The organism is Nonomuraea helvata (genome assembly GCF_039535785.1).
GTDB classification, from domain to species: Bacteria; Actinomycetota; Actinomycetes; order Streptosporangiales; family Streptosporangiaceae; genus Nonomuraea; species Nonomuraea helvata.
In genome coordinates, this window is sequence record NZ_BAAAXV010000001.1 from 3,205,616 (window position 1) to 3,229,271 (window position 23,656).

General features: G+C 66.8%; 21 protein-coding genes and 1 pseudogene. 13 read left to right on the plus strand and 9 right to left on the minus strand.

The window, feature by feature from the left end:
- Nucleotides 1-3 precede the first annotated feature (3 nt).
- Both mca and ABD830_RS14915 read right to left on the minus strand, forming a co-directional pair.
- Entirely contained in the window at nucleotides 4-2,016 is a 2,013-nt protein-coding gene (gene mca, locus ABD830_RS14910) for a mycothiol conjugate amidase Mca (RefSeq protein ID WP_344987394.1), read from the minus strand.
- Nucleotides 2,013-2,867, minus strand: coding sequence for an alpha/beta hydrolase fold domain-containing protein (locus ABD830_RS14915; protein ID WP_344987395.1), 855 nt, complete (start codon nucleotides 2,865-2,867; stop codon nucleotides 2,013-2,015). Before ABD830_RS14915 ends, mca begins: the two co-directional genes overlap by 4 nt.
- 240 nt (nucleotides 2,868-3,107) lie before the next feature.
- Here ABD830_RS14915 and ABD830_RS14920 point away from each other — a divergent pair, with 240 nt between their 5' ends.
- Entirely contained in the window at nucleotides 3,108-3,746 is a 639-nt protein-coding gene (locus tag ABD830_RS14920) for a TetR/AcrR family transcriptional regulator (protein ID WP_344987396.1), read from the plus strand.
- A 170-nt stretch (nucleotides 3,747-3,916) separates the two neighbouring features.
- Here ABD830_RS14920 and ABD830_RS14925 read toward each other — a convergent pair whose 3' ends face one another.
- Nucleotides 3,917-4,546 (minus strand): Tn3 family transposase, encoded by a 630-nt coding sequence (locus tag ABD830_RS14925; protein ID WP_344987397.1) that lies wholly within the window; start codon nucleotides 4,544-4,546, stop codon nucleotides 3,917-3,919.
- A 46-nt stretch (nucleotides 4,547-4,592) separates the two neighbouring features.
- On the opposite strand from ABD830_RS14925, the gene ABD830_RS14930 reads away from it, so the two are divergent.
- Nucleotides 4,593-5,222: a hypothetical protein gene (locus ABD830_RS14930; RefSeq protein ID WP_344987398.1), complete on the plus strand. Its 630-nt coding sequence runs from the start codon at nucleotides 4,593-4,595 to the stop codon at nucleotides 5,220-5,222.
- Between the two features lie 143 nt (nucleotides 5,223-5,365).
- The gene (locus tag ABD830_RS14935) at nucleotides 5,366-5,683 is read left to right on the plus strand and encodes a hypothetical protein (RefSeq protein ID WP_344987399.1); all 318 of its coding nucleotides are present in this window, start codon (nucleotides 5,366-5,368) and stop codon (nucleotides 5,681-5,683) included.
- Nucleotides 5,684-5,754: 71 nt separating this feature from the next.
- On the opposite strand, the gene ABD830_RS14940 is transcribed toward ABD830_RS14935, so the two are convergent.
- Genes ABD830_RS14940 through ABD830_RS14950 form a run of 3 tightly spaced genes read right to left on the minus strand, consistent with a single transcriptional unit; the run spans nucleotide 5,755 to nucleotide 8,687 of the window.
- Nucleotides 5,755-6,345, minus strand: coding sequence for an NADPH-dependent FMN reductase (locus ABD830_RS14940; RefSeq protein WP_344987400.1), 591 nt, complete (start codon nucleotides 6,343-6,345; stop codon nucleotides 5,755-5,757).
- Nucleotides 6,346-6,378: 33 nt separating this feature from the next.
- Entirely contained in the window at nucleotides 6,379-7,743 is a 1,365-nt protein-coding gene (locus ABD830_RS14945; RefSeq protein ID WP_344987401.1) for a DHA2 family efflux MFS transporter permease subunit, read from the minus strand.
- Nucleotides 7,740-8,687 carry a zinc-binding dehydrogenase gene (locus tag ABD830_RS14950; protein ID WP_344987402.1) on the minus strand — a complete coding sequence of 316 codons (948 nt, stop codon included), beginning with the start codon at nucleotides 8,685-8,687 and terminating at the stop codon, nucleotides 7,740-7,742. Before ABD830_RS14950 ends, ABD830_RS14945 begins: the two co-directional genes overlap by 4 nt.
- Nucleotides 8,688-8,776: 89 nt before the next feature.
- Here ABD830_RS14950 and ABD830_RS14955 point away from each other — a divergent pair, with 89 nt between their 5' ends.
- The 3 genes and pseudogenes from ABD830_RS14955 (at nucleotide 8,777) to ABD830_RS14960 (ending at nucleotide 13,602) form a co-directional block, all read left to right on the plus strand.
- The gene (locus ABD830_RS14955; RefSeq protein ID WP_344987403.1) at nucleotides 8,777-9,475 is read left to right on the plus strand and encodes a TetR/AcrR family transcriptional regulator; all 699 of its coding nucleotides are present in this window, start codon (nucleotides 8,777-8,779) and stop codon (nucleotides 9,473-9,475) included.
- Between the two features lie 326 nt (nucleotides 9,476-9,801).
- A pseudogene (locus tag ABD830_RS54195) lies at nucleotides 9,802-9,891 on the plus strand (RICIN domain-containing protein); the annotation flags it as partial.
- Nucleotides 9,892-10,956: 1,065 nt separating this feature from the next.
- Nucleotides 10,957-13,602 (plus strand): RICIN domain-containing protein, encoded by a 2,646-nt coding sequence (locus ABD830_RS14960; protein WP_344987404.1) that lies wholly within the window; start codon nucleotides 10,957-10,959, stop codon nucleotides 13,600-13,602.
- A gap of 252 nt (nucleotides 13,603-13,854) precedes the next feature.
- Here the strand turns inward: ABD830_RS14960 and ABD830_RS14965 are convergent, their stop codons facing one another.
- Nucleotides 13,855-14,247: a hypothetical protein gene (locus ABD830_RS14965; protein ID WP_344987406.1), complete on the minus strand. Its 393-nt coding sequence runs from the start codon at nucleotides 14,245-14,247 to the stop codon at nucleotides 13,855-13,857.
- 587 nt (nucleotides 14,248-14,834) lie between these two features.
- Here ABD830_RS14965 and ABD830_RS14970 point away from each other — a divergent pair.
- On the plus strand, nucleotides 14,835-15,266 hold the full coding sequence (locus ABD830_RS14970; RefSeq protein WP_344987407.1) for a hypothetical protein: 432 nt from the start codon (nucleotides 14,835-14,837) through the stop codon (nucleotides 15,264-15,266).
- Between the two features lie 1,039 nt (nucleotides 15,267-16,305).
- On the opposite strand, the gene ABD830_RS14975 is transcribed toward ABD830_RS14970, so the two are convergent.
- Nucleotides 16,306-17,034: a group II intron maturase-specific domain-containing protein gene (locus tag ABD830_RS14975; RefSeq protein WP_344987408.1), complete on the minus strand. Its 729-nt coding sequence runs from the start codon at nucleotides 17,032-17,034 to the stop codon at nucleotides 16,306-16,308.
- Between ABD830_RS14975 and ABD830_RS14980 the strand changes: the two genes are divergently transcribed.
- Complete coding sequence (locus ABD830_RS14980) at nucleotides 17,027-17,773, plus strand: hypothetical protein (RefSeq protein ID WP_344987409.1); 747 nt, start codon at nucleotides 17,027-17,029, stop codon at nucleotides 17,771-17,773. The two genes, ABD830_RS14975 and ABD830_RS14980, sit on opposite strands and share 8 nt — an antisense overlap.
- Before the next feature lie 272 nt (nucleotides 17,774-18,045).
- On the opposite strand, the gene ABD830_RS14985 is transcribed toward ABD830_RS14980, so the two are convergent.
- Nucleotides 18,046-18,423: a hypothetical protein gene (locus ABD830_RS14985; RefSeq protein WP_344987410.1), complete on the minus strand. Its 378-nt coding sequence runs from the start codon at nucleotides 18,421-18,423 to the stop codon at nucleotides 18,046-18,048.
- Between the two features lie 198 nt (nucleotides 18,424-18,621).
- Between ABD830_RS14985 and ABD830_RS14990 the strand changes: the two genes are divergently transcribed.
- The 5 genes from ABD830_RS14990 (at nucleotide 18,622) to ABD830_RS15005 (ending at nucleotide 23,649) form a co-directional block, all read left to right on the plus strand.
- Nucleotides 18,622-19,536: an ArsR/SmtB family transcription factor gene (locus ABD830_RS14990; protein ID WP_344987411.1), complete on the plus strand. Its 915-nt coding sequence runs from the start codon at nucleotides 18,622-18,624 to the stop codon at nucleotides 19,534-19,536.
- A gap of 348 nt (nucleotides 19,537-19,884) precedes the next feature.
- Nucleotides 19,885-20,370 carry a TetR/AcrR family transcriptional regulator gene (locus ABD830_RS54200; protein WP_378521025.1) on the plus strand — a complete coding sequence of 162 codons (486 nt, stop codon included), beginning with the start codon at nucleotides 19,885-19,887 and terminating at the stop codon, nucleotides 20,368-20,370.
- A gap of 435 nt (nucleotides 20,371-20,805) precedes the next feature.
- Entirely contained in the window at nucleotides 20,806-21,162 is a 357-nt protein-coding gene (locus tag ABD830_RS14995) for a hypothetical protein (RefSeq protein ID WP_344987681.1), read from the plus strand.
- On the plus strand, nucleotides 21,155-22,069 hold the full coding sequence (locus ABD830_RS15000; RefSeq protein ID WP_344987412.1) for an ABC transporter ATP-binding protein: 915 nt from the start codon (nucleotides 21,155-21,157) through the stop codon (nucleotides 22,067-22,069). The genes ABD830_RS14995 and ABD830_RS15000 overlap by 8 nt, the downstream gene beginning before the upstream one ends.
- A complete protein-coding gene (locus tag ABD830_RS15005) occupies nucleotides 22,066-23,649 on the plus strand; it encodes an ABC transporter permease (protein WP_344987413.1) in 1,584 nt (527 codons plus the stop codon). Before ABD830_RS15000 ends, ABD830_RS15005 begins: the two co-directional genes overlap by 4 nt.
- Nucleotides 23,650-23,656: the final 7 nt, after the last annotated feature.

The window sequence follows — 23,656 nt, forward strand, 5'->3', positions numbered from 1 at the left end:
CTTTCAGTAGGTGGTGAGGGTCAGGTCGGTGTCGGGCTCGTCGGGTGCCTGGCGGGCCTGGGCGGCCATGGCGTCGAACACTTCCTGGGTGGGCTTGGCGAACACGTACTGGCTGCCCTGGACGCCGATCTCCTGATTGCCTTCGACGTAGTCGCGCAGCGCGGACTCATAGGCGGCGAAGGCGACCTCGTGATCGCCTGCGGCCGCGGCGAGCTCTCCGGCCAGGACGTACGCGCCGATCAGCGCCTGGGACGTACCGCGCCCCGAGGTCGGCGCGGCGCAGTAGGCGGCGTCGCCGACCAGCGCGATGCGGCCCTTGGACCAGGAATCCATGCGGATCTGGGTCATCGCGTCGAAGTAGAGGTCATCGACGGTATCGAGCTGCTCCAGCAGGGCGGGGGCCTGCCAGCCCAGGTGCGCGGCGCGTTCTTTGAGTACGCGCTTGTGCGCGGCCAGGTCGCGACGGTCGTGAGAAAGCGGATCGGTCTTGAACAGCAGTCCCGCCCGCGCCTGACGGTTGTGCTTGATGCTGAACACGCTCAGCGCGGCGGTTTCGCCGTCGCCGGTGGCCATGCCCGAGTGGTCGAGGCCGAGCCGGTTGTCAACGGTCCAGTAGCCGTAGTAGCAGCCCAGGTAGTGGGTGAAGTCCTCCTCGGGGCCGAAGGCCAGCCGCCGGACCGCCGAGTGCGCGCCGTCGGCGCCGATGACCAGGTGGAAGCGTTGCGGCGGCGCGTGCTCGAAAGTGACGTACACGCCGTCGTCGTCTTCCTTGAGGGAGGTGATGGAGTCGCCGAACCGGTAGGCCACACCTTCTTGTACGGCTGCGCCGTACAAGATCTCGATCAGTTCGTCGATGAGCACCTCCAGCTCCCCGGCGTACAGGATCGAGGGCATCACGGCGTACGGCACGCCGTCGGCGTCCACGATGGTGCAGTCTCCGATGCCGGTGTCGCGCTCCTTGACCTGCTCCAGCACTCCCATGCGCTCCAGTACGGTCAGCGCCTGGTCGCGGAAGTCGACCGCCTGGCCGCCCTGTCGCAGCGCGGGGGCGCGCTCGACCACGGTCGGCGCGTACCCGTGCCGTTTGAGCCAGTACGCCACGGTCGAGCCCGCCACCCCGCCACCGGAGACCAGCACGGTGGGCCGCTTGGGGGGGATCCCGGCGAACAGGTCGTCCTCGGGAAGATCAACCGGCACGTTCGAGCGGGCCAGGTGGTAGTCCTCAGTCGGCCAGACGTCACGTTCGACGTCACGATCGTGCAGCATGAAGCCTCCGTTCGGGTCGATCTGCGTGGCATGCGCCAGCAGGGCCCGGTCACGGACGGGGAAGTAGTCCTCGCACGGGATGCGGGTGGTGAACTCCGGCGCCGTGACGTCGGCGGGGAATTCGGCGAGCACCCCCTCCATGCCGGAGAGGATGCCGCGCGCGGTCATGCCGTCGTGCAGCGCCTGGAACCAGGCCTTGGACAGGGCTCCGTGGTAGTACAGCTTGAGCGGCTGCCACGGGGTTCCCGGGAAGCTGGCAGGGTCGCCTGCCGCCTCGAACGCCGCGACGGTCACCTCATGGGTTCTGATGTGGTCCGGATGTGGATAGCCGCCGGTCTCGTCGTAGGTGATCATCACGTGTGGCCGGAACTCGCGGATCAGCGCCACCAGTCGCTCGGTCGCCTCCTGCAGCGGGGTGACGGCGAAGCAGCCCTCGGGCAGCGGCTCACCCGGGCCGGGCAGCCCGGAGTCGACGAAGCCCAGGAAGTGCTGATCGATGCCGAGGATGTCGCGGGCGGCGGCCATCTCGGTGCGGCGGATACCGGCCAGGCCGGCCCGCACCTCGGGCCGGTCCATGGCGGGGTTGAGCACGGTGCCGCGCTCGCCGCCCGTGCAGGTGACCACCAGCACCTCCACGCCCTCGGCGGCATACTTGGCCAGCGTCGCGGCGCCCTTGCTGGACTCGTCGTCGGGGTGGGCGTGCACACTCATCAGACGCAACGGTTCTTCTCGGGTAACGCGCAGGTTCACGCGGATCTCCTTGTCACAAAGTCCGCCAGCTGGCGGAGGAACGTGGTCGTGGTGGTCAGCGGGGCGCCGGTCAGCATCGCCAGGTGAAAGACGTGCGGCATCCCTTCGTAGACGTCGAGGGTGACCTCGACCCCGGCGTCCTGGGCGGCCGCGGCGAACCGGCGCGCGTCATCGGCCAGTACCTCCACCGACCCGGCGGCCAGCAGCAGGGGCGGCAGGCCGTCGAGTTGGCCGTGCAGCGGGGACTGCGGCGCGGCGTCGGCGGGGGCGCCCGCCAGGTACTGGGCGCATACCTGCTCCAGTACCGTGCGGTTGATCAGGTCCCGCCCGTCGTTGGCGGTCAGGGACGGGCTGGACAGGGTCAGATCGGTCACCGGTGACACCGCCACCGCACGGGGCCGCCGTTCGGCTTCGAGGGCCAGCAGCGCGGACAGGACCAGGGTGCCGCCCGCCGACTCGCCGAACAGCGCCACCTCCGCAGCCCCCTGAGCGAGCAGCCCGTCATGGGCGGCCAGCACGTCCTGCAGCGCGGCAGGAAAGGGGTGAGCCGGAGCGAGCCGGTAATCCAACGCGAACACCGGCCGGCCTGTCGCCTTGGACAAGTGATAGGCCAGCAACCGTTCCGATTGCGGCTCGGTGTGCGCGAAACCACCACCGTGCACGTACAGCAGCGCCCCGGCCTCCATGGCGGAGCACCCGGAGGCGTTCACCCACTGCCCCGCCGGAATGCCCGCGCCGGGAAGCGCGGGCGTGGTGTCGGCGTCGGTGGGCAGGTCGGGAACGCCATCGGTCAGCAGCGCGAACTGGTCTCTGACGGCGGCGATCTCTTCGGGTGTGGCACGGACGAACAACGAACGTCCTCCTTCGGTCGGCTGTTGCGGTGTGCAGGGTCAGCGGCCCCTCTTGCCGTGGTGGGGCACTCTCGGCGGCACGGGCCGAGGCTTGACCTTGGGCGTGGGGAAGCGGGTGGTGCGTTGCGTGATGCGCAGGTTCATGCGCGCTCCTCTCGGTTGCGACGCTCATAAATTTAGGTCAGACCTAAAAACATGTCAAGCATGATTTTAGGTTGAACCTATGAAAGGATGGCGGGTATGACCACAGGACTCCGTGAGCTGAAGAAGCAGCAGACCCGTCAGTCGATCTCCAACACCGCGACCCGGCTGTTCATCGAGCACGGCTTCGAGTCGGTGACCATCGCCCAGATCGCCACCGCCGCCCAGGTCGCCAAGATGACCGTCACCAACTACTTCCCGCGCAAGGAAGACCTCGCCCTCGACTACCACGAGACCTTCACCGCGAGCCTGGCCACCACCGTCGCCGACCGGCCCGTGGGAGAATCGGCGCTGGCCGCTCTGCGCCGGGAGTTTCTGGCCGCCGCCGCGCGCCACGACCCGGTGATCGGCTTTTCCGGGCCCGACTTCGCCCGGATGATCGCCGACAGCCCCACCCTCACCGCCCGACTCCGCGAACTCCACGACCTCCGCGAAGACGCCCTCACCCACGTCCTGGCCACCGAAACGGCCACCGACCCCGGCGACCTCACCCCCCGAGCCGCGGCCGCCCTGCTCACCGCCGCCCACCGCACCCTGTTCCGGCAGATCACGGACCTCACCCTGAGCGGCAAGGACAACCAGGAGATCGCCACCATCGTGACCAGCACCGCTCACCAGGTCTTCGACCTCCTGGAACCAGCCCTGACCGACTACGCGGTACGCACGCAACCCTCATGAGACCAGGCTCGGAGAACCGGTCCCTGCCCCTAGTAACGAAACACCATACGAAGGTTCGGAGTGCGGGCTCCCGGTACGGCAGGCGCTCACCGGCCGCCGGGCCCGCTTCTGCTCGACGGCCTGCCGCGTCGCCGCCCATTGTGCCGCCAAGGCGGCGACCTGATGGAGATCTACAGCATGTCCTCGTCCCAGTCCGGATCATCGGGGTTGCGCAGCTGCCGGACACCGGAGGGTCCAAGGTCGGGCTGGGTGAAGGAGTAGGTGCCGATCACGTTGAGGTTCTGTCGGACGAACGGGGACAGCCGTGCGACGTCTTCCTCCGCCAGCGGATAGCGCTCAGCCTTGAGCTGGTCGAGAGCCTTGTCCATGTAGCAGGTGTTCCACAGCGTGACGCAGTTGAGCACCAGGCCGAGCGCGCCCAGCTGGTCTTCCATGCCCTTGTAGTAGCGCTGGTAGATCTCGCCCTTCTTGCCGCGGAAGATCTTCCCAGCCAGGGCGTGCCGGGACTCCTGTAGGTTGCGGACGCCTTTGATGTCGCGCCGGTAGGGCTCTTCGACGGCGTAGGTGAGGATATGCAGGGTCTTGAAGATCCGCCCGTAGTGGCCGATCGCCTCGCCCAGCGGGGTGGGGTTGCCGTCCCACTGGATCATGCGCAGCACGTCGTAGGCGCGGATCTCGCCGGTGTAGATGGACACCACGATGCGCAGGATGTCGCTCCAGTGCCGCTTGATCCTCTCCAGGTCGATCTTGCCGCGCTGGAACGAGTCCCGGCAGGCATTGAGTCGGACTCTCGCCGACATAGGCGCAAGGATCGACCGACTGACCCGGCAGTTCGAGGAGTCGGACTTGAATCCTGTCCTGGCTCAGAAACTCAACAGTCGCTTCCTGGAGCTGGAGGCCGAGCGCGTCGCCAAACTCAACCGACTCGCCGAGCTCGAAGCCAACCCGCCGGAACAGGAGCACGCCGAGGATCTGCTAGACCGGCTCCCGATCCTGACCGGCAAGCTCGCGAACGCCCCCGAAGAGCTCCAGCGCGAACTGTTCGAAGTCTTCAATCTGGAGATCCGCTACGACGCCCGCACCAACGTCGCCACCATCCGCGTCACGCTGGACGGAGACACCATGGACCATCTCGTCACAGTGAGCGAAAGACTGGTGACAGAATTTTCACCCTCGAGGAGCCCCGCGAGTCACGGAGCAACATCGCAAGCGGGTATGACAACCGCGACGATCGCTGACCACACACGACAGGAGATCGACCGGACAAGCCCGACAAAGCACACGCCACAACACACAAACAGGCACTCTTTGTCCTCGAATGAGGAGAGTGCCCGCAGCGCAGATCTGCTACGTGCCCCCTGCACGAACCAGACCACATCTGCGCTGCCCCTACCAGCAACGATGCGGCCAAGAAAGCTCGCGGTCGCCGAGCGAATCAGTCTTGATCTCGCCCTGCAGGGAGGGCAAGCCCCTTGAAGGAACCTACGAGCCACCAATCCAGAAACCCTCTCGGAGATGCGAGCACTGCTGACACCCAAGAGAGTTGCCTGCCTTACAGCGCTGAACGCCAGGCGAACACGTCGGCAGTCGAGGTCTTCGTGGCCCGCACCGTAACAACGGTGATGGCGCTGATCGCCCTGCTCGCCTTCGCCTTCAGCTTCGGCAACGTCTGGCACCTCGCACGCATGCTCAATGTCCCCGCCTGGATAGCACCCTTGGTCGGACCCGCGGTCGGCAGAGCAGCCGTAGACGCGGTGGCGCCGCTCCTGCTCATCGGTTGGGCCGAAGTCGGGCCTGGGCTCCTGCGTCAGATCCACGCCACAAAGTCCATCTCGACATTGCGCGCGCAGTCGCCTTCACCCGTCGCACTGACGTTCGTACCGAAGCCCGGCTCCCCCACCGCGGCATTGCCCGAATCCCCCGGATGCCCGCTCTGAACCTGCAGGGCGTTCGTGTGGGCGGCAAGGGTCATTTGGTCGTGTGAGGAGGATCGGAGGGGGCGCGGTTCCTACGCGGCCCCCGACGTGCCTTTCGCCTGCCAGGTGTCACGCAGTGTCTTCAAGGCACCGCCCCAGGCGAGGAGCTCGTCCAGCATGGCAGTGACCGCATCGGCGTGGTGGGCCGCCGGGGTCAGGACCTGAAAGTTCTCGAAGTCCGTGGCCAGGGACAACGCGATCTGGGTGCGTACGTCGGCGACGTGCAGTTCACCCATGATCAGGCGCAGGTGCTCCACAGCTCGGACACCTCCCGCACTGCCATAGCTGACGAAGGCGGCGGCTTTGTTGTTCCACTCCGCGTACAGGAAGTCGATGGCGTTCTTCAGTACGCCTGAAGTCGAGTGGTTGTACTCGGGGGTGACGAACACGTACGCGTCGAAGGATGCGATCTTGTCGGCCCAGGCCCTGGTGTGCGCGTTGGCGTAGTGGCCCATCGCCGGCGGCAGAGCCTCGTCCAGATGTGGCAGGTGGAAGTCCTTGAGGTCGACGATCTCGAACGAGGCGTCGTCCCGTCCTGTTGCCAGGTCGTGAACCCAGCGGGCCACGGCCTCGCCGTTGCGCCCCGGGCGGGTGCTGCCGATGATGATGCCTACTTTGATCATGAATACGTCCTTGGTGGGTTCGACAAGTGCCGATCATTTGCGGCCGGGCAGGCTTGCGGCCATGACCAGGCCGGTCGCGGTGAGGATGAACATCCAGGTGAGGGCTGGGGCGAAGCCGCCGGCCTGGAGGATGACGGCCATCAGCGCGGTGCCGGTGGCGGCGCCGATCCGTTGCACGATGGTGCTGGCGCTGGTGGCGTGCGGAATGGCGGCCGGGCGCAGGGTGCGGTAGACGGCGACGCTGACGGGCAGGCTGGCGACGCCGAATCCGACTCCGCGCAGGAGCAACGCCACGCTGAGCAGGAGGGTTCCGGTGTCAGGGGTGGCGAAGACGAACGGAAGAGTGCCCATGGTGGCCGCGGCCATCCCGGCGAGGGCCAGCGGACGCGGTGGCAGCCGGTCGGTGTACCGTCCGGCCAGCAGGGATGCCAGTGCGATACCGAGGGTTTGCGGAGCGAGCGCGAGCCCGGCGTCGAGCGCGGACAGGTTGTGCTGTCGCTGGTAGTACAGCGGCAGCAGGAACATCGGCCCCCAGCTCGTGACGCCGAGGACGAACATCATGACCGTCCCCGACCGGAAGGCGCGATCGGCGAAGAGCCGCAGGTCGAGCAGGCTCGCCTCGGTTCGGCGGAGCGAGCGCGTGATGAACGCGGTCAGGAGCCCGGCTCCTGCCACCGCCGTCAGGATCGCGGTCCCGATCCCGGCCTGCGTCTCCAGCCCGGTCAGCGCGTGCAGCAGGGCGACCACTCCGGACGGCAGCAGGAGCAGCCCGACAAGGTCGAGACGACGTTCGTCGCGTTCCTCGTCCCTGGGGAACCACCGCCACGTCATGGCCAGCGACACCAGGATGAGCGGCACGTTGACGAAAAAGACCCAGCGCCAGCCCCAGCCGTCGATCAGCACGCCGCCGAGCACGGGCCCGGAGATCGGGGCGAGCTGCCCGACGAAACCGACCTTGCCCATCACCCGGCCCAGGCGTTCGGGTCCCGCGGCCCGGGCCAGGACGAGCTGCGTCACAGGCAGGATCATGCCGCCACCCAGCCCTTGCAACGTCCGGAAGGCGATGAGCGAGCCCGCCGACCACGCGGCGCCGCACAGGAGCGACCCGAGCAGGAACAGCCCCAGGGCCGTCAGCCACACGGCGCGGGCGCCGAAGCGGCCAACCGACCAGCCCACCAGCGGAATGACGGCGGTCATCGCCAGCACGTAGGAGGTGGTGACCCACTGGATCGCCGTCACCGGCGCGGCCAGCTCTCTGCCCAGCTCGTCCAGCGCCACCGCGACGATCGTGGTGTCCAGCAGCGCTGCCATCGCGCCCACCAGGACCGTCGCGGTCAGCGGCAGGAGAGCGCGGGCGGCCGTGGCAGGGGGGGCCGGGCTTGCGTTCGGCGTCCTCATGGGATCAGCAGGGTCTTGCCGATCGTGGCACGGGCTTCGATCGCCCGGTGCGCCTCGGCGGCCTCGGACAGCGGGTAGGTCTGGCCGACGACCGGGCGCAGCCGACCGGCCGCGGCGTGCGCGAGCGCCTCCTCGGCCAGCGCCCGGGTCTCCCCCGGGGCCGGAACGCCGTCGGGGACGACCGTCACATGAGCGGCCGGCTCGGTCCAGGAGCCGGAGGCCATGCCGTACAGGCTGGCCCGGCCGCCGGGCCGCACGGCGCGCATGCCCTGCGCGCCCACGACGCCGCCGACTCCGTCGAAGACGAGATCGACGCCCCCGCTGCTCATCTCGGCGACCTCGCGTTCCCACCCCGGCTTGGAGTAGTCCACGTAGACGAGCGCACCCAGCGAGGTGACCAGTGCCTCCTTGCCCGGACCGCGGGCGGCGCCGACCACCTTCGCTCCCGAGGCGGCGGCCAGCTGGACCAGCAGACTGCCGACACCACCGGCGGCCGCCTCCACCAGCACCCACTCTCCCGGACGCACCTTGGCCTGCCGGTGCAGGAGCACCGCTGTCCGCCCATCGGCCAGCAGCGCCACCGCATCCCGCAGCGTCACCTCCGCCGGGACGGGGACGAGGTCCTCCGCCCGGGCCACGGCCAGCTCCGCATAGCCGCCGGTGCCGCCCGTGGTGGTCACCGCGGCCTGTCCGACCAGCGCGGCATCCACCCCCGGGCCGACAGCCGAGACGCGCCCGCCCACCCCGTTGCCGGGGATGCGCGGAAGCGCCGGCCGCTGGTGGGCCGCGGGGCCGCGACCGGCCCGCACCTGTGTCTCGACGTACGTGATCCCGGCATAGTCCACCGCCACGAGCACCTGCCCCGGCCCCGGCACGGGGTCTTCGACCTCCCGGATGCGCAGCACCTCCGGCCCGCCGAAGCGGTCCATGACCACAGCTTGCATGACTGCCTCCTCAATAGGAGCGAAACGCTCCGATTGAAAGGACCTTACAACCGGAGTGATTCGCTCCGCAAGTTCGGTATGCTGGCGGCATGACCGAATCCAAGCGCCGCGGTCCCCGGCAGGCGGAAGCCGAGCGCAACGACCGAGCCCTCCTGCGGGCGGCGCGCCAGGTGCTGGCGGCCGACGGGGGACACGCTTCGGTCGCGGCCATCGCAGCGGCCGCCGGGGTCGGCATCGGCAGCCTCTACCGCCGCTACCGCACGAAGGAGGAGCTCTTCCAGCGACTGGCCGAACTGTCCCTCGACAACTGGAACGAAGCCGCCGAACGAGGTCTCGCCGAGGACGATCCTTGGGAAGGACTGGCCTCTTTCATCGTCACCTGCGTCGAGTTCGGCCAAGGTTCGCTCGCCCCGATCGCCGGCACCATCGAAGTCACCAAGGAGATGCAGGCCAAGTCCGACCGCTCGGACGAACTACTCGCCGCGCTCGTCGCGCGCGCCCACCAGGCCCGCGTCCTCAGGCCGGACGTCACTGCCGTCGACATCTCGCTGCTGATCGAGCAGTTCGGCAGATCGCCCGCCCTGGACCAGTTGCGCAAGCAGGGGCGCGAGGACCTCATCGAAGCCGCCGCCGACGCTCACAAGCGCGTTCTCACCATCGCCGTGGACGGCCTGCGCGCCTGCCACCCGCGTCCGCTACCCGGCGACCCGCCCACTGACCGGCTCTTCACCGAACGCTGGGCACACGAAACCGGCCAATCTCGCCGCGCGTCATCGACGAGCGCCTGATCGTTTCCCAGGTCTCGATCCAGCGACCCACCCATGATCACCGATTCCCGGCCGGCGTCGACCGCCTCCCCCCTACCTGGCATCGTCGACCAACCCGTGACGAGAGCCTGACCAAGCGCCTGCACTTCATCACCGAAGTGGACAGGGTGCGTGTTCATGGCTGTGATGAGCCTCGATTCCACCGGTCAGGGCCGCAAGAGGTGGACAATGCGGTTGACACTCCCCATCGAGCAGGGCCCAGGCCAAAGCGTGCAACGCTGGACCGCCTTGCTGACCAAGATGCCCGATTATCGGATCAACGGTGACGGGGCGCTAGCGCGGACGTCGAAGCCGGCTCCACTGCCGACGGCACCCGGATCATCCAATGGCCCGAGAACGGCGGCCCCAACCAGGAATGGCAGCTCACCACCGTGTGACAGCGAGACCGCGTCGGCGCGGGCCCGGAGCCCAGCATGCAAGCAACGGCCCGTGCCGATCGCAAGCGTCTTCGGTTCTCCGTGTTTATCGGCGTAGCCTCGTCGCCTGCCGGCCTGAGGCCGGGGACGGGGACCGGGTGCCAGTAAGGCACCCAGCTGTCTCACATTGCTCATGAAAGTTTCATCGGCAAAGTGAGCCACCACTGCTGAGATAGGCGGTTTCCTCTCTCAACCTGCCCGGAACTCGGCTGATCCAGCAGAGATCCGGTGCGCCGCGGGCACCGCATGGCGGATTGCGCCGGGCCGCCGGCAACCGGCGCGGAGCCGGAGACATCGGCCCTGACCTGGCAGATCGGACCAAGAGCTGCCAGGTGGCCCCGTACGCATGACCGGCGGCGTCCCACCGCGACCCGCGGGAAGTCCACTATGGGCGAAAGATCGCCCGGCGTCGCGGCGCTGGGGGTGGACGAAGAGGTGCGCCTTCCGGCGCTCCATCGACTATTGCGAGACACCCATGTTAATGCGACATTACTCCTAAACATCAGTCGGCATACGTCATACGTTACATACCGTAACGGCACGTCTGCCACGGATTCTTAGGGCGTGTTATGAGGAGACCTCGCGCCCCGGCGGCGTGACCCTCGTCAGCGCGGGGCCGGAGCGGACGGCCAGGACTCCTTCAGCACCGGCAGACTCGTCCTTCGCGTACTGCAGAGCCCATGAGCCGCCTGTGACGAATGCTCGGTGCGCAAGACGGCCGGCGCCGCTCATCCGGCGGTAAGGACATTCGGCGTTCCCGACGACGAGCCCGCCGAGGCCCACGCGCTACGGCATTGCCGCGCATGGCGTGAGGGCGGCCGGCCCCTCGGCCCGGAAAGGTGCGCGGCCTCCGATCGATGTCCGCAACGGCAAGACAAGGCGCCACGCCCGCGCAAAGGCACACACCCCGATGAGCTCTGCTGAGGCGGGGTGATTTCGCGGCGAAACTCTTCTCGGAACCAGCGAAAGGAACAGAGTGTGATACCAGCCCTACCCGCCACTGGGAAGGCGTTAGCGGCGCTTGCGGTGTTCGTTGCCGCGGTGTTGCTGCCGACGTTCACAGGTAATGCCTCGGCCTCGGCGGCGGCCCAGGCAACCTACTATGTCGCCCCCGACGGCAACGACGCCAACCCGGGAACGATCACGTCACCGTTCCGAACCCTGCAGCGCGCGAGGGACGTCGTTCGCACGGTGAACGCCGACATGACAGGCGACATCTACGTGTATCTCCGCGGGGGCAACTATCCGGTCGGCAGCACGATCGACTTCACGCCGGCCGACTCCGGAACGAACGGATTCCGGGTCGTGTACGCGGCATACCAGAACGAGACGCCAATCCTCAGCGGCGGTGTTCAGGTAACCGGATGGACGCAGCACAGCGGTGACATCTGGAAAGCCTCGCTGAATCGCAGCAACAAGCTCCGTGCGCTCTATGTAAACGACAAGCGAGCGTACATGGCTTCGAAGACGATAAACTCGCAGGGGTGCTACGGAAATTACACCGTCACGGCCGGACAGGCGTCCTGGGCGTGGGAATCGGGATCGCAGTGCGCGGGAGCGAAGTACAGTCTGGGCGATTTCCCCGCTATCGCCGCCAACCAAGACGACATCGAAATAGAGACGGCGACGACCTGGACCACGGCCATCGTGGGAGTCCGGCAGGTCACCTCTGACGGCACGAACCGTATAGCTCAGTTCCAGCAGCCGGGAGCGGCCATCGCCCAAGGCGCCTTCAACGGGAATGCCCAGGTCGGCGGCACCCACAAGGTCATGAACGCCTACGAGTTCCTGGACACGCCGGGCGAGTTCTACTTCGACAAGACGAGCCGGACGTTGTACTACTACAAGGCAGCCTCCGAAGACATGGCGACGGCGACGGTTTTCGCGCCGAACAATGTGTCCACCCTTCTCAGGGTCGCCGGCGCCTCCACCAGTTCTCGCGTCCGGAACATCACATTCTCCGGCCTCACGGTCCAGCACTCCGACTGGAACCTGTTCAACGTGGATGGCTCGGCGTTCAAACAAGCCCAGCAGGGCAATCTCGGCGCACTCGCATATGCCAAGCAGAACTTCCACGTCTATTACTACCGCAATGTCGACATAGCGCCCGGCATCATTCAGATCGACAACGCCGACGGCCTCGTCCTGCAGAACAACCGGATACAGCACACCGGCGTCGACGGAATCACCATGGCCAACGACGTGGTGAACTCGCAGTTGATCGGAAACTACACCAACGACATCGCCGGATCCGCTATCGTCGTCGGCCATCCCCAGCATGTCTACATCGGGGACCACACCGCGACGAATCACGAGAAGTATCCCGCTCAGGTCGAAGGAGCGCCCAAGAACATCGAGATAAAGAACAACTACATCTACGACAGCGCTGTTCTGTTCAACGGGCACAGCCCCATCTCGGCGTACTTCGCCGACAGCTTGACCATCCAGCACAATCGCGTCGAGAAAGCCCCGTGGTCCGGCATAACGCTCGGCTGGGGGTGGTGGAACTTCGACGGATCGTCAGGCTCGATCCAGCCCAACCGGCCGGCCACCACGGCGAAGAACAACAACATCAGCTACAACCACATCATCGACACGGTGCAGCGCCTGGGCGATACGGCTCCCATCTACACGCTGGGCAGCCAGCCGGGAACCACGATCAACAACAACTATCTGCAGGGCGTCCCGGCCGGTCACAAGTACGGACTCCACCCGGACGAAGGCTCAGCGTTCATAACCTTCCGCGACAACGTCCTGAGCGTGGACAAGAATGTCACGTGGCTCATCAACTCCGACGACTTCGGGCGTAAGCATGATCTGAGCATCACGCAGACCTACGGCCCGATCAACAAAGTTTCCAACAAGAACCTGCCGAACAGCACGGTCCAGGACATCCTCGTATCCTCCGACTACGTCTGGCCGTCGCAGGCCTATGGCATAGCCGTGAACTCCGGACTCGAGGACGCGTACAGGAACATCATCCCTCAGAGCAATCTTTCTCTGCCGGATTACGTCCTGCCCGCCAGCACCTTCGTCGGCGCCGGCGTGACATCGATCCCCATCCGCAGCACCGGCGATGCGAGCAAGACGGTCTGGCTGGCCCCCTCGGGCACGACCTCCTTCGTCGTCGGCAACACGATGACCCGGGCAAGCGGAACCGCGACCTCCATTGCCGTTCCGCCGGCGACCGGTGAGTATCGGCTCTACGTCGTGGACGCCCAGGGGAATCGGTCGGCTGAGTCGAAATCGCTCGTCAGGCAAGGAAACGGCGGGAGCAGCCAGCAGAACGTCACGATCGTGGGCGGCCAGTCGGGTCGATGCGCGGACGTCAGCGGCGGCACTGCGACCAACGGCGCCCAGGCGCAGCTGTGGGACTGCAACGGACAGACCAACCAGCGGTGGACGTACACGTCGGGCAAGCAGCTGCAGGTGTTCGGCAACAAGTGCCTGGACGCCTACAACCGGGGCACCTCGAACGGCACCCAAGTGGTGATCTGGGACTGCAACGGACAGACCAACCAGCAGTGGAACCTCAATTCCAACGGCACCATCACCGGTGTGCAGTCCGGATTGTGCCTGGACGCCAACGGCGGCGGCACCGCCAACGGAACGAAGATCATTCTGTGGTCGTGCAACGGCGGCAGCAACCAGCAGTGGAGCCTGCGCAGCTGATGTGAGGTCCTACCGGGCCGCGGACGGTCAACCGCCCGCGGCCCACCCTGCCGACGGTCGGGATTCCATCCGAAGGCGCTGCGGTGTCAATCCCCTGAAAATGAAAGCGCGCGGAGGCGATCCTCTGCCAGAGGGCCGGCGCGGGGTCCGCTAAGGTCCCGGGGCGGGTCCTCATCGCATGCCGGCTGCCGGGATGGACATCTCTCCGGATCTCGTACGGCGACTCTTGGCCGCTCAGCATCCTGACCTCGCTCACCTGCCCATCGAGGTGATGCGGTCAGTCGGACTCTGGCCGACCTGGACGCGCGGATCGAGCGACTGACCCGGCAGTTCGAGGAGTCCGACCTCAACCCCGTGCTGGCACAGAAGCTGAACAGCCGCTTCATCGAGTTGCAGTCCGACCGCCGCGCCAAAGCCGACCGCCTCGCTGAACTCGAGGCCAGTCCGCCCGAACATGAGCACGCCGAGGACTTGCTCGATCGGCTGCCGATCCTGACCGGGAACCTGGCCAATGCCCCCGAGAAACTCCAACGGGAACTGTTCGAGGTCTTCAACCACGATGACGGCCAGCAGTAGCCTGCGGTCCTCGCACACCTGTCGATAAGCCTTGAAGCTGACCGGGCGGTGCTGCTGGCTACGCAGCAACTGCTCGGCGTGCTACCGGCCACCGGCGGCGGCAGTCATCCTGAAGATCGTAAGAGAGATTCCTGCAGGCGGTCTCTGTGAGGGGCGTTGTGCGAGGCACGGTTGCGCTTCGGGGCGGATCGCAGTGAGGAGGCTGCCGATGAACCGGCCGTCGTTCAGGTCCTGACGTCACATCGTGCTCTGGCATGCAAGTGCCGGGCCTCCGAGCAGTTGCGGGTGCTCGGAGGCCGTGAGGCTCGTCAGGCGCCTCGACATCAAGGCTCTGATGAGGTCGCTGAAAGCGGCCCACAACAGCGAGCGACAACGAGAACGGGCGGGACTCCGTGAGGTTGGAGACCCGCCCGTAACTGCGATGTTTGCCCTGGTCAGCGGCCGGAACCGCTGGTCAAGATCGAGTGCCCCCTGCACGAACCCCACCACATCTGCGCTGCCCCTACCAGCAACGATGCGGCTAAGGAAGCTCGCGGTGGCCGAGCGAATCAGTCTTCCATGACTGATCGACCGGCCGCCGAATCCCCAATTCAGGCGTTGCGGGTCCACGACATCCATAACAACCTTGATCTCGCCCTGTAGGGAGGGCAAACCTCTTGAAGGAACTCACGAACCACCAATCCAGAAACCCTCTCGGAACCACGAGCGCTGCTGTCGCCCAAGAGGATTGCCCGCCTCTCAACGTTGAAGGTCAAGCGACCGCGCCGGCGGTCGAGGTCTTCGCGGCCCGCACCGTGACCGCGGTGATGGCGCTGATCGCCCTGCTGACCTTCGCCTTCAGCTTCGGCAACATCTGGCACCTCGCACTCATGCTCAATGTCCCAGCATGGATCGCACCCCTGGTGAGGAGCCAGAGCGGCGCAGAGACACCCGCCGATCTGATCACACAAGTGCTGAATCCCACGCGGCGCTACTGGAACGGGCCCGGCGGATCGACGACGCACACCGCGCGGAACACGGCCGGCCCATCTCCGCCGACAACCTTCGCCGCCAGTTGGCCATCAGCAGCGCCAAAGCCCGCGACCTGACCACGACGTTGCGACGAGACTCGAATTGCCTCATGTAAACGTCTGCCTGGAGCAGGCGGATGGCTCTTAGCCAGCGGTTCTGCCGCCATTGCGGTTGCCAACAAGCTCATGGTGCACGCGCGCCATTCGCGGGGAGCGGCTAGCGCCCGCGGAGCGGGCGAACGGGTACGCCGCGTGGAGCTTGCTTGAGCCGTGGTGCGGGGAAAGCCCGCTCGCCCGGTTCTGAGGGGCGGCGGCACGGCAACGTGACGCCGCTACCCGACACTGGCTGAGCGCGAAAGCCGGGGTCGCGCTGTGCTGGCCTTGCCGTGCCTTCTACTGTTTGCATGGAACCCTTCCACAGTGCGTGGAAGTCAGCGGGAGGCTTCGATGCAGATCGCTACACTGCCGTTCATTGACGAGCACGCGATGGTCATTGCTGCGGGGGGCGACGCCGTCTGGCGCAGTCTGGTTGAAACACTGGACCGATCCTCCTCCCGTCCCGGTGTGGCCAGCTACGCGAGACTCGTTCGGGCCGCCGACTACACGGCGTCCGGGCCACGCCCCCTTGCCGAGGGCTCAACGCTTCCCGGGTTTCGGGTAGTCGCTGCGGTCCCGGGACGCGAGTTGGTCCTTCAGGGACGCCATCACTTCTCGTCTTACGCCCTGATCTTTCGCATCGAACCAGTCAGTCCGGGTCGGTCGCGGATGCACGCCGAGAGCCGAGCCGCCTTCCCCGGCCTGGCCGGCGGCCTCTACCGACGGCTCGTCATCGAGACGGGCGGCCACGCAGTTGCCATACGGCGCCTACTTGCAGCCGTCCGCCATAGAGCCGAGTAGCGCACACACGACCTCGAGCCCTCCCTTGAGACGGGCTACAAGCAACTCATTTCGTTGTAGAGTCGGGAACTGGCGCGGTGGCGGCTGATGGCGGTAGGGCTCGGGGCCTGTCTTCCGCCGGTTTCCCAGTCGGCTGTGCTTTCCCCAATGACCGTGGCCAGGCCGTTCCATTTCCAGCTCGCGCCCGTCGAACCGTGCATGCGGTTCTCCCGCACACGGCTCACCGACGTCGTTCACCGCCGGCATTCGGTCTTTCCCGCCAGGGCTTACCGGCCCTGGGTGCGACGACGATTCCATACAAGCTGATCAGTCCCAGATCGACCGGTTGGGAGCGGGTCAGCACCCACCAACCGAACGCCATGCTGCGGCGGTGACGCCGTCGTATGAAGTGCGCCAGCCGCATCTGGGCGTATCGCCTGATCTTGCTGAGGCACTGGGCTGAGTGTCCGTAGCGGAAATACCCGGCCCAACCGCGCAGGAACCGCCGCAGCACGCTGTGGACGCAATGCGAAGGGTCCCCCTCTGGCGGTGTTGTACGGCTCCCACTCCAGATCGGCGGCTGCCGGTTCAACCGACTGCGGTAGCCGTCGGGTGTCGCTCTCCATCTGCTTTCTCCACACGCGTTGGACTGTCTCGTGCCGTGGGGTGGAGCGGTAAGCGGTGGCCGAGCGTCAGCGCGGCAAGATGCCGACGTACTGCGGGATCCCAGCGGGATGTTGAGGTAGGCGAGCACAACACCGGCGTCCATCGTTGACCCTTGAGCGGGCAGGGCGTTGTTCGCCCTATAGACGGCGAGGAGAGCCGGGAGCGCGAGGCAGCGGAGTCCGCCAGACCTGGCCCGACGCGCCTGCCTGATACAGCAGCCCGCGCATCCACACCTCGCATCATCATCCGGCCGCCCTCTTCCGAGGGCCGACGGGATTTCCTTGGGGACGAATCGCTTGCCCATCGTGACCGGTAGCGGCGGTCTGGGCCTTCCACTGCGCCCGTTCGGCGTCACCCATGAGGCGGAGCAGTTCCTTGGGATGCTCGGCCTCGACCCTGATGCCGCCAGGAAACGCGCGTTCGGCGCGTTGGACGCCCACCTGTGGAGACTGGTCTATAAGTGGGCCAAGATCTCCCACCCGAACAAGCCGAAGCGCTGGATCATCGCCCGGTACTTCGGCATGTTCAACACCGCCAGGCGCGACAAATGGGTGTTCGGGAGTCAGGAAACTGGCTTCTACCTGCGCAAGTTCGCCTGGACGAAAGTCGTCCGGCACCGGATGGTCGCAGGTCGGACCTCTCCCGATGACCCGACTCTGATCGACTACCGAGCGGCGCCGCCGTGCCAGGGCCCCAGTGGACGCCGCAACGTGGCGGCTTCTTCGCCAACAGGGCGGCCCGATGTCCGCTCTGCCGGGGCCTACTGCTGCACGCTGACCATGAGCCACAGAGCCCGATCGAGTGGCAGCAGTGGCTCACGGCCACGCGCACAGCGATCCGCAAACAGGCGATCGCTACCGCCGTGGAGCTCGGAAACCCGGACGAACACGCCGCAACACGTCTCATACATGCCCACTGCTGGCGCCGACTCGGCGACGACACCAACCCGGCACTTCCGCACGGCCTCGAACCTTCAGGGCTTGCTCGAGCCGGTTGCCTGGAAAGCGGGCACGGCCGGTTCTGAGGGGGCCGGGGCGCGGTAACGCGCTCCGGCTACCCGACGAACGCTGGTTCGCAGAGCTGACGGCCAAGCAGCTGCGACACGGAGTTCACAAGACCCTGCAGGCGTTGGAGAAGGACATCCGGGTCTGGATCGCCTCGTGGAACGAGGATCCCAGGCCCTTCACTTGGACCAAGACTCCGAAGAAATCCTCGATGCCCTTGCCTCATATTGTCGACGAATTTCCGACTCAGGGCACTAGATCACCATCTTGAGTGACGTGGAACATCCAGGGCCCGGAATGATTGCGAAAGGTCAGCAGCCCTTGGAGATGCCGGTCAGGGTTCCGGCGAGGCCGATATCGAACTTCTTCCTGCCTTCGGTGCCACCATTGGTCCGCAGGCACTTGGTGTAGTCGCCGAATGCGCTCTTGATGTGAAGCTTCGCACTCACTCGGTGCGAACAATGGTTGTTGAAGTAGACGGTCACGCTGGTTGCGCCATCGCCCCACGAGTAGTTGGTCGTCTTGCCCTTCGGACGGGAGCAGTCGATGCTGGCCCGGTGCACGTCCTGCATGGACACATCCGTGGAGCCGGCCTGAGTGGACACCTCGGTGGAAGCTGTGGCCTGGGCAGTGCCGGTGGGGATCGCAAGCAGCGCACCGGCCGTCGCCATGACGAGAAGGTTCTTCATCGTTTCTCCCTGGTGAAATGAGGCGGGCACACCGTGTGCGCGCCACAGGTCTGTGGGGGGGCGAGGTTTCGGACCCTCGTGCGGTACCGATTGAAGTGATCGCTATGGTGGGCCGTACAGGTGATTCGAAGAGATTCGAAAGTTGGGCGAAACCTGGCGGGGGTGTCGATGATCCGGGTACGGCTGGGTGCTCAGGCTTTGGAATCGGCAAGGTTCACGGTGTCGCTCGGGGTGGAGACCGCGGTCGCGGTCCAATACCGGTGGCTCGCCCCGCCGTACCCGTGGGGAGAGGAGCCGTGGGGGAGAGCGGCCCGCGACTCTCATGTGTGGGGACGTCTTCCCGCGCTGTCAGGGCTCGGACGGTACGGCGAGCGCCCGCACCTCCCCCAACCCCCCAGCGAGCCGACTTCGGTGCCTGCAGTTCCGGAGATCCGGGAGGAGCTGCAGATCCTTGACGGCGCGCTGAGCTGGTCGCCGCATTCCTGCCTCGGAGACACCCAGATGTGGAAGGGAACCTACCGGCGGCGGCTGGCCTCCGAAACAGAGACGTTCTACCAGATGTGCCTGGCACCCCATTGGCGCGAGATCGAAGACCGCGCCCAGGCCGACATCGACCGTCGCGCCGGCGTCATGGCCAGGGAAGGGCTGGGCCGTACACTTACCTCACTCCACCCGACGGTCACCTACCGGGACCAAACGCTGCACATCCCCGGCCAAGCCGATCTGGACATCAACTGCGACCAGCCCATCACTCTCGTCCCGGCGACCCTGGCCCAGCGGTGCTACCTGGTCGAGCGCCCGTACAGCAGGCCCGGCCTGCGTCTCGTATACCCGGCGCTCAGACGCGACTCGGTTTCGGACGAGGCGGACGACGGGCTCGGCGAGGTGCTGGGCCTCACGCGGCTCCGGCTGCTGCGCGCCCTGGACCGGCCCCGCACCACCACCGATCTGGCCGCGGAACTTCACCTGACCCCGTCGACCGTCTCCTACCATCTCGCTCGGCTGCTGCACGCAGGTCTGGTGACCCGGGTCCGCCACGGACACCAAGTCTGCTACCAGCGGTCTCCCCGAGCCAACCTGCTGGCCCACGACATCGCACGCCGCTTTGCCTGAACATCGCCTCAGATTGCGCCCGCTGTGACAAGAGGTACTGTCGGTGGACGGCACAATCCGGATTGTCGCGGTATCGATGTCGCTTCTCTCTACCGCAGGAAGTAGCGCTCGGCGGACGCCTCATCGTTAGCCGGTAAGCCGGGGTATCGGTCGAGGACCTGCACCTATTCGCTGGTGACAAGGGTACCGTCGGCCTTGAGCCGTACGCGGCCCGCATGGCGGATCTCAGTCTGGTGCCGCAGGAGCAAGCTATCACCCGCCAGCTCCTCCGAGACACCGCTTGGTCTCTTGACCGGCGATCTACGGGTGGCTGTGCGCCATCGCAACCATGGCGCGGGTACAGGCCATGTGCACCCATCCCATGGGGCCGATGGCGTCCAAGACGGCCCCGTCGGCGAGCGTGGTAGCACGCGCGTACTGCCCCCTCGGCCGATACCCCGAGGGGAGATCGGCGCCACTCTCGTCGAAGTCTTCTTGGACCGTTGGGAGGGTGATGAGACGCTTCAAATCCTCCTGAGGGTGGGAAGCACCAATCAGGCCGTGGCTGAGCGCATGCGCTCCATCTTCACCGCTCAGTTGATCCCCGTCGCAAGTGCGCTCACCAGCAACTCGCTGGAAGCCGCAAAGCGTGCGAGTCTGGCCTCGAGCCAGATCCTAGGCGTGGCGTTGTGCCGGTTCGTGCTGGCGTTTCCGCCGATGATGAAGATGAGCTCGTCGCCTGGGTGGGGCCGACCATCCAGCGTTATCTGGTCGGCACACTCGAGCCTGGTGGATGACGCAAGTGGTCCGCGCGGACAGGTGCGGCTCCGTGACTCCCGAGACGAGATCGCGTGAACCGCTCCCGCTTTGAGGGCAAGCGGCGACGAGCTTACGAACAACAAGATCCACCGCTACATCACGGCTTCACCTCCTGCTCTGCTGGGCACACGAAAGGCCCGCAGTGACATGCATCACTAACGATGCGATCGACACGCTTCCAATATGTTTGTATTGTTGGCGATACAAGCTCACAGTCAAGGCCTGTGGCCCGGTGGGAACAGGGCTGTGGGAGCGCGGGTCTGACGACGCGCGCTCACATCCCAAATGCCGCGCTGATCCAGTTCGCCGAGCAGGGTTTCGCCGGTGCGTCGATGCGCATGATCGCCGATCAGGCGTGTGACACCTACGCGCTGGAATTCCTCCGGAACGAGGCTGATGAGGGGATCGCCGGGCGTCGCATCGCCGATCCCGATTTCATCTCCGAGGCCTACCGGACGGCGCCGCCGGGTGATGGCCGACCTGGCCCGCACGCTCACGGATGGCACGCCTGCGGCTGCGGCGCTGTTCGACGAGATGGTCGCGGTGGCCGAGCGCCACCTCGGCACGCAGGAAGGAGAGGGTTCCGCCGACCAGACTGCCGTTCCGGTGCGCACGCTGACCGCAATGAAGCTCGGCATCACGATGTTGCACGGTCAGCTATCTCGGGTACTCGACCTCGACGACGCGACCGGCGCCGGCTGGCATGAGATCAGCAGGGCTGTCCTGGCCATCGTCTCCCCCGCCATCGCAGGGGCCGAGGGCACCGCTTTGGCGCGACACGGTCTTGACGAATACGAAATCATCGAAGGGAAGAAAGACCATGACTGACGCGATCCGCGTCGAAGGTCTGCGCAAGTCGTTCGGGCATGCCCCTGCCCTGGACGGCTTGCACCTCACCGTTCAGACCGGCGAGGTGCACGGGTTCCTCGGCCCGAACGGGGCGGGCAAGTCCACCACCATCAAGGTGCTGCTGGGTCTACTGCGCGCGGACTCCGGCACCGTCCGTCTGCTCGATGCGGATCCGTGGGCGGATTCGGTCTCCCTGCACCGCCGGCTGGCATACGTGCCCGGCGACGTCACGCTGTGGCCGAACCTCTCCGGCGGAGAGGTGATCGACCTGCTCGGCCGGATCCGCGGCGGACTGGACGCGCGGCGCCGCAACGAGCTCATCGAGCGTTTCGAGTTGGACCCGCGGAAGAAGGCCCGCACCTATTCCACCGGCAACCGGCGCAAGGTCGCCCTCGTGGCCGCCCTGGCCGCGAACGTCGAACTGCTGATCCTCGATGAGCCCACCGCCGGATTGGACCCCTTGATGGAGGCGGCGTTCCGGGAAAGCCTGCTGGAACAGCGCGCGGCCGGCCGTACCGTACTGCTGTCCAGCCACATCCTCTCCGAGGTCGAGGCCGCCTGTGATCGGGTGAGCATCATCCGGCGCGGCAGAACCGAGCAGTCAGGGACGCTGGCCGAACTGCGCCACCTGACCCGTACCACTGTCACCGCGACGGTGGCTCAGCCTCCCCCAGACCTGGCCCGGCTGGAGGGCGTGCACGATCTCCACATCGACGGGAGCACGGTGCGGTGCAGCGTGGACAGCGACGGGCTCACCAATCTGATGGCGCGGTTGTCCGCGCTCGGCCTCCGGGACCTGGTCGCCCAGCCGCCGACGCTGGAGGAGCTGTTCCTGCGGCACTATCGCCACGACGAGTCCGTCGCGGCGGCAGGAGTGGCGCGATGAGCGGGATCGGCACGACGAGCCGGCTCATCCTGCGCCGCGACCGGGTGCTCCTGCCCGTCTGGATCGTGGTGCTCGCCGGGTTCGTCACCAGTACGGCCTCGACGTTCGCAAAGTCCTACCCCACCGAGGCCGCCCGTGAGAGCTTCGCCTCGGGGATCCGCGGCAACCCGGCCATGACCGCGTTCTACGGCGCGCTGCTCGACGACAGCGTCGGCGGCCTCACCGCCTGGCGCGTCGGCGTCGCCGGTGCGCTGTTGTTCGGCATTTTCAGCATCGTCATCATGATCCGGCACACCCGCCGCGAGGAGGAGAGCGGGCGTACCGAACTACTCAACTCCGGCGCGATCGGGCGAAACGCGCAACTGACCGCGGTGCTGCTCGTCTGCTTCGGCGCGCACTTGCTCATCGCGATCCTGATCGTCGCCGGTCTGGCCGGGCAGGGACTTCCGATCGCCGGGTCCGTCGCGTTGGCCGCCTCGCTGGCCGTCACCGGGTGCGCCGTCGCGGCGGCCGCCGCGACGGCGGCGCAGCTCACCACGAGCGCCCGCACCGCGACGGGCATCGCCGCCGCGTTCTTCGCCCTCGCCATGGTGCTGCGGATGGCCGGCGACGCCGCCGGCGCGGATGGCGATCCGTCGTGGCTGCTTTGGCTGACCCCGCTGGGGTGGTCGGAACGCCTGCGGCCGTTCGCCGGTGAGCAGTGGGGGGTCCTCCTGCTGGGCGTGGCGCTCATCGCGGCACTGGTGGCCGTGGCCTACCTCCTGTCCAGCCGTCGCGACATCGGCTCGGGCCTGCTACCCGCCCGGCCCGGCCCCACGACTGCGAACTCCGGGCTGCGCGGCCCGGTGGCGCTGGCCTGGCGGCTGCACCGGGGCACCCTGCTGGCGACCGTGCTCGGATTCGCGCTCATCGGGTTGCTGATGGGCAGCGTGGCCGACAGCGTCGGCGGCGTCGTCGGGACCAGCCCCGACTTTGTCACCATGCTGGACCGGCTGCACGCCGCGAACGCCGGCGACGCGATGATGCGGCTGCTCGTCTACGCCCTGGCCGAGATGATCGCGATCTACGCGATCCTCATCGTGCTACGGCTCCGCAACGAGGAAAGCGACGGCACGGCTGCCCCGTTGCTGGTCGCCGGCGTCAGCCGCCTGCGCTGGGCCGCCAGCCACCTTCTCTTCGCCGCGGTGGCACCGGGTGTCGTGCTGTTCGCCCTCGGCCTCACCGCAGGCCTCAGCTACGGCCTGGCCACTGGCGATGCCGTTGTGATCTTCGACATGCTGGGAGCGACGCTGGCGAAGCTGCCCGCTCTCTGGGTGCTGGCCGGCCTGGCCACCGCCCTGTTCGGATTGCTGCCCAAGGCCGCCATTGCCATCAGCTGGGCCGTGCTCGGGCTGACCCTGCTCATCGAGTTGGGCTGGGAGCTCGGCGCGATCGGGCACGGCGTCTTCGCTGTCTCGCCATTCGCCCACGTCTACCCGGGAGACCCCGTGTCGCCCGGTTCGCTGCTCGCGCTCACACTCATCGCCGTCCTGCTGGCCACCGCGGGCATGGCCGGACTCCGCCGCCGCGATTTCGCCTAAAGAAACC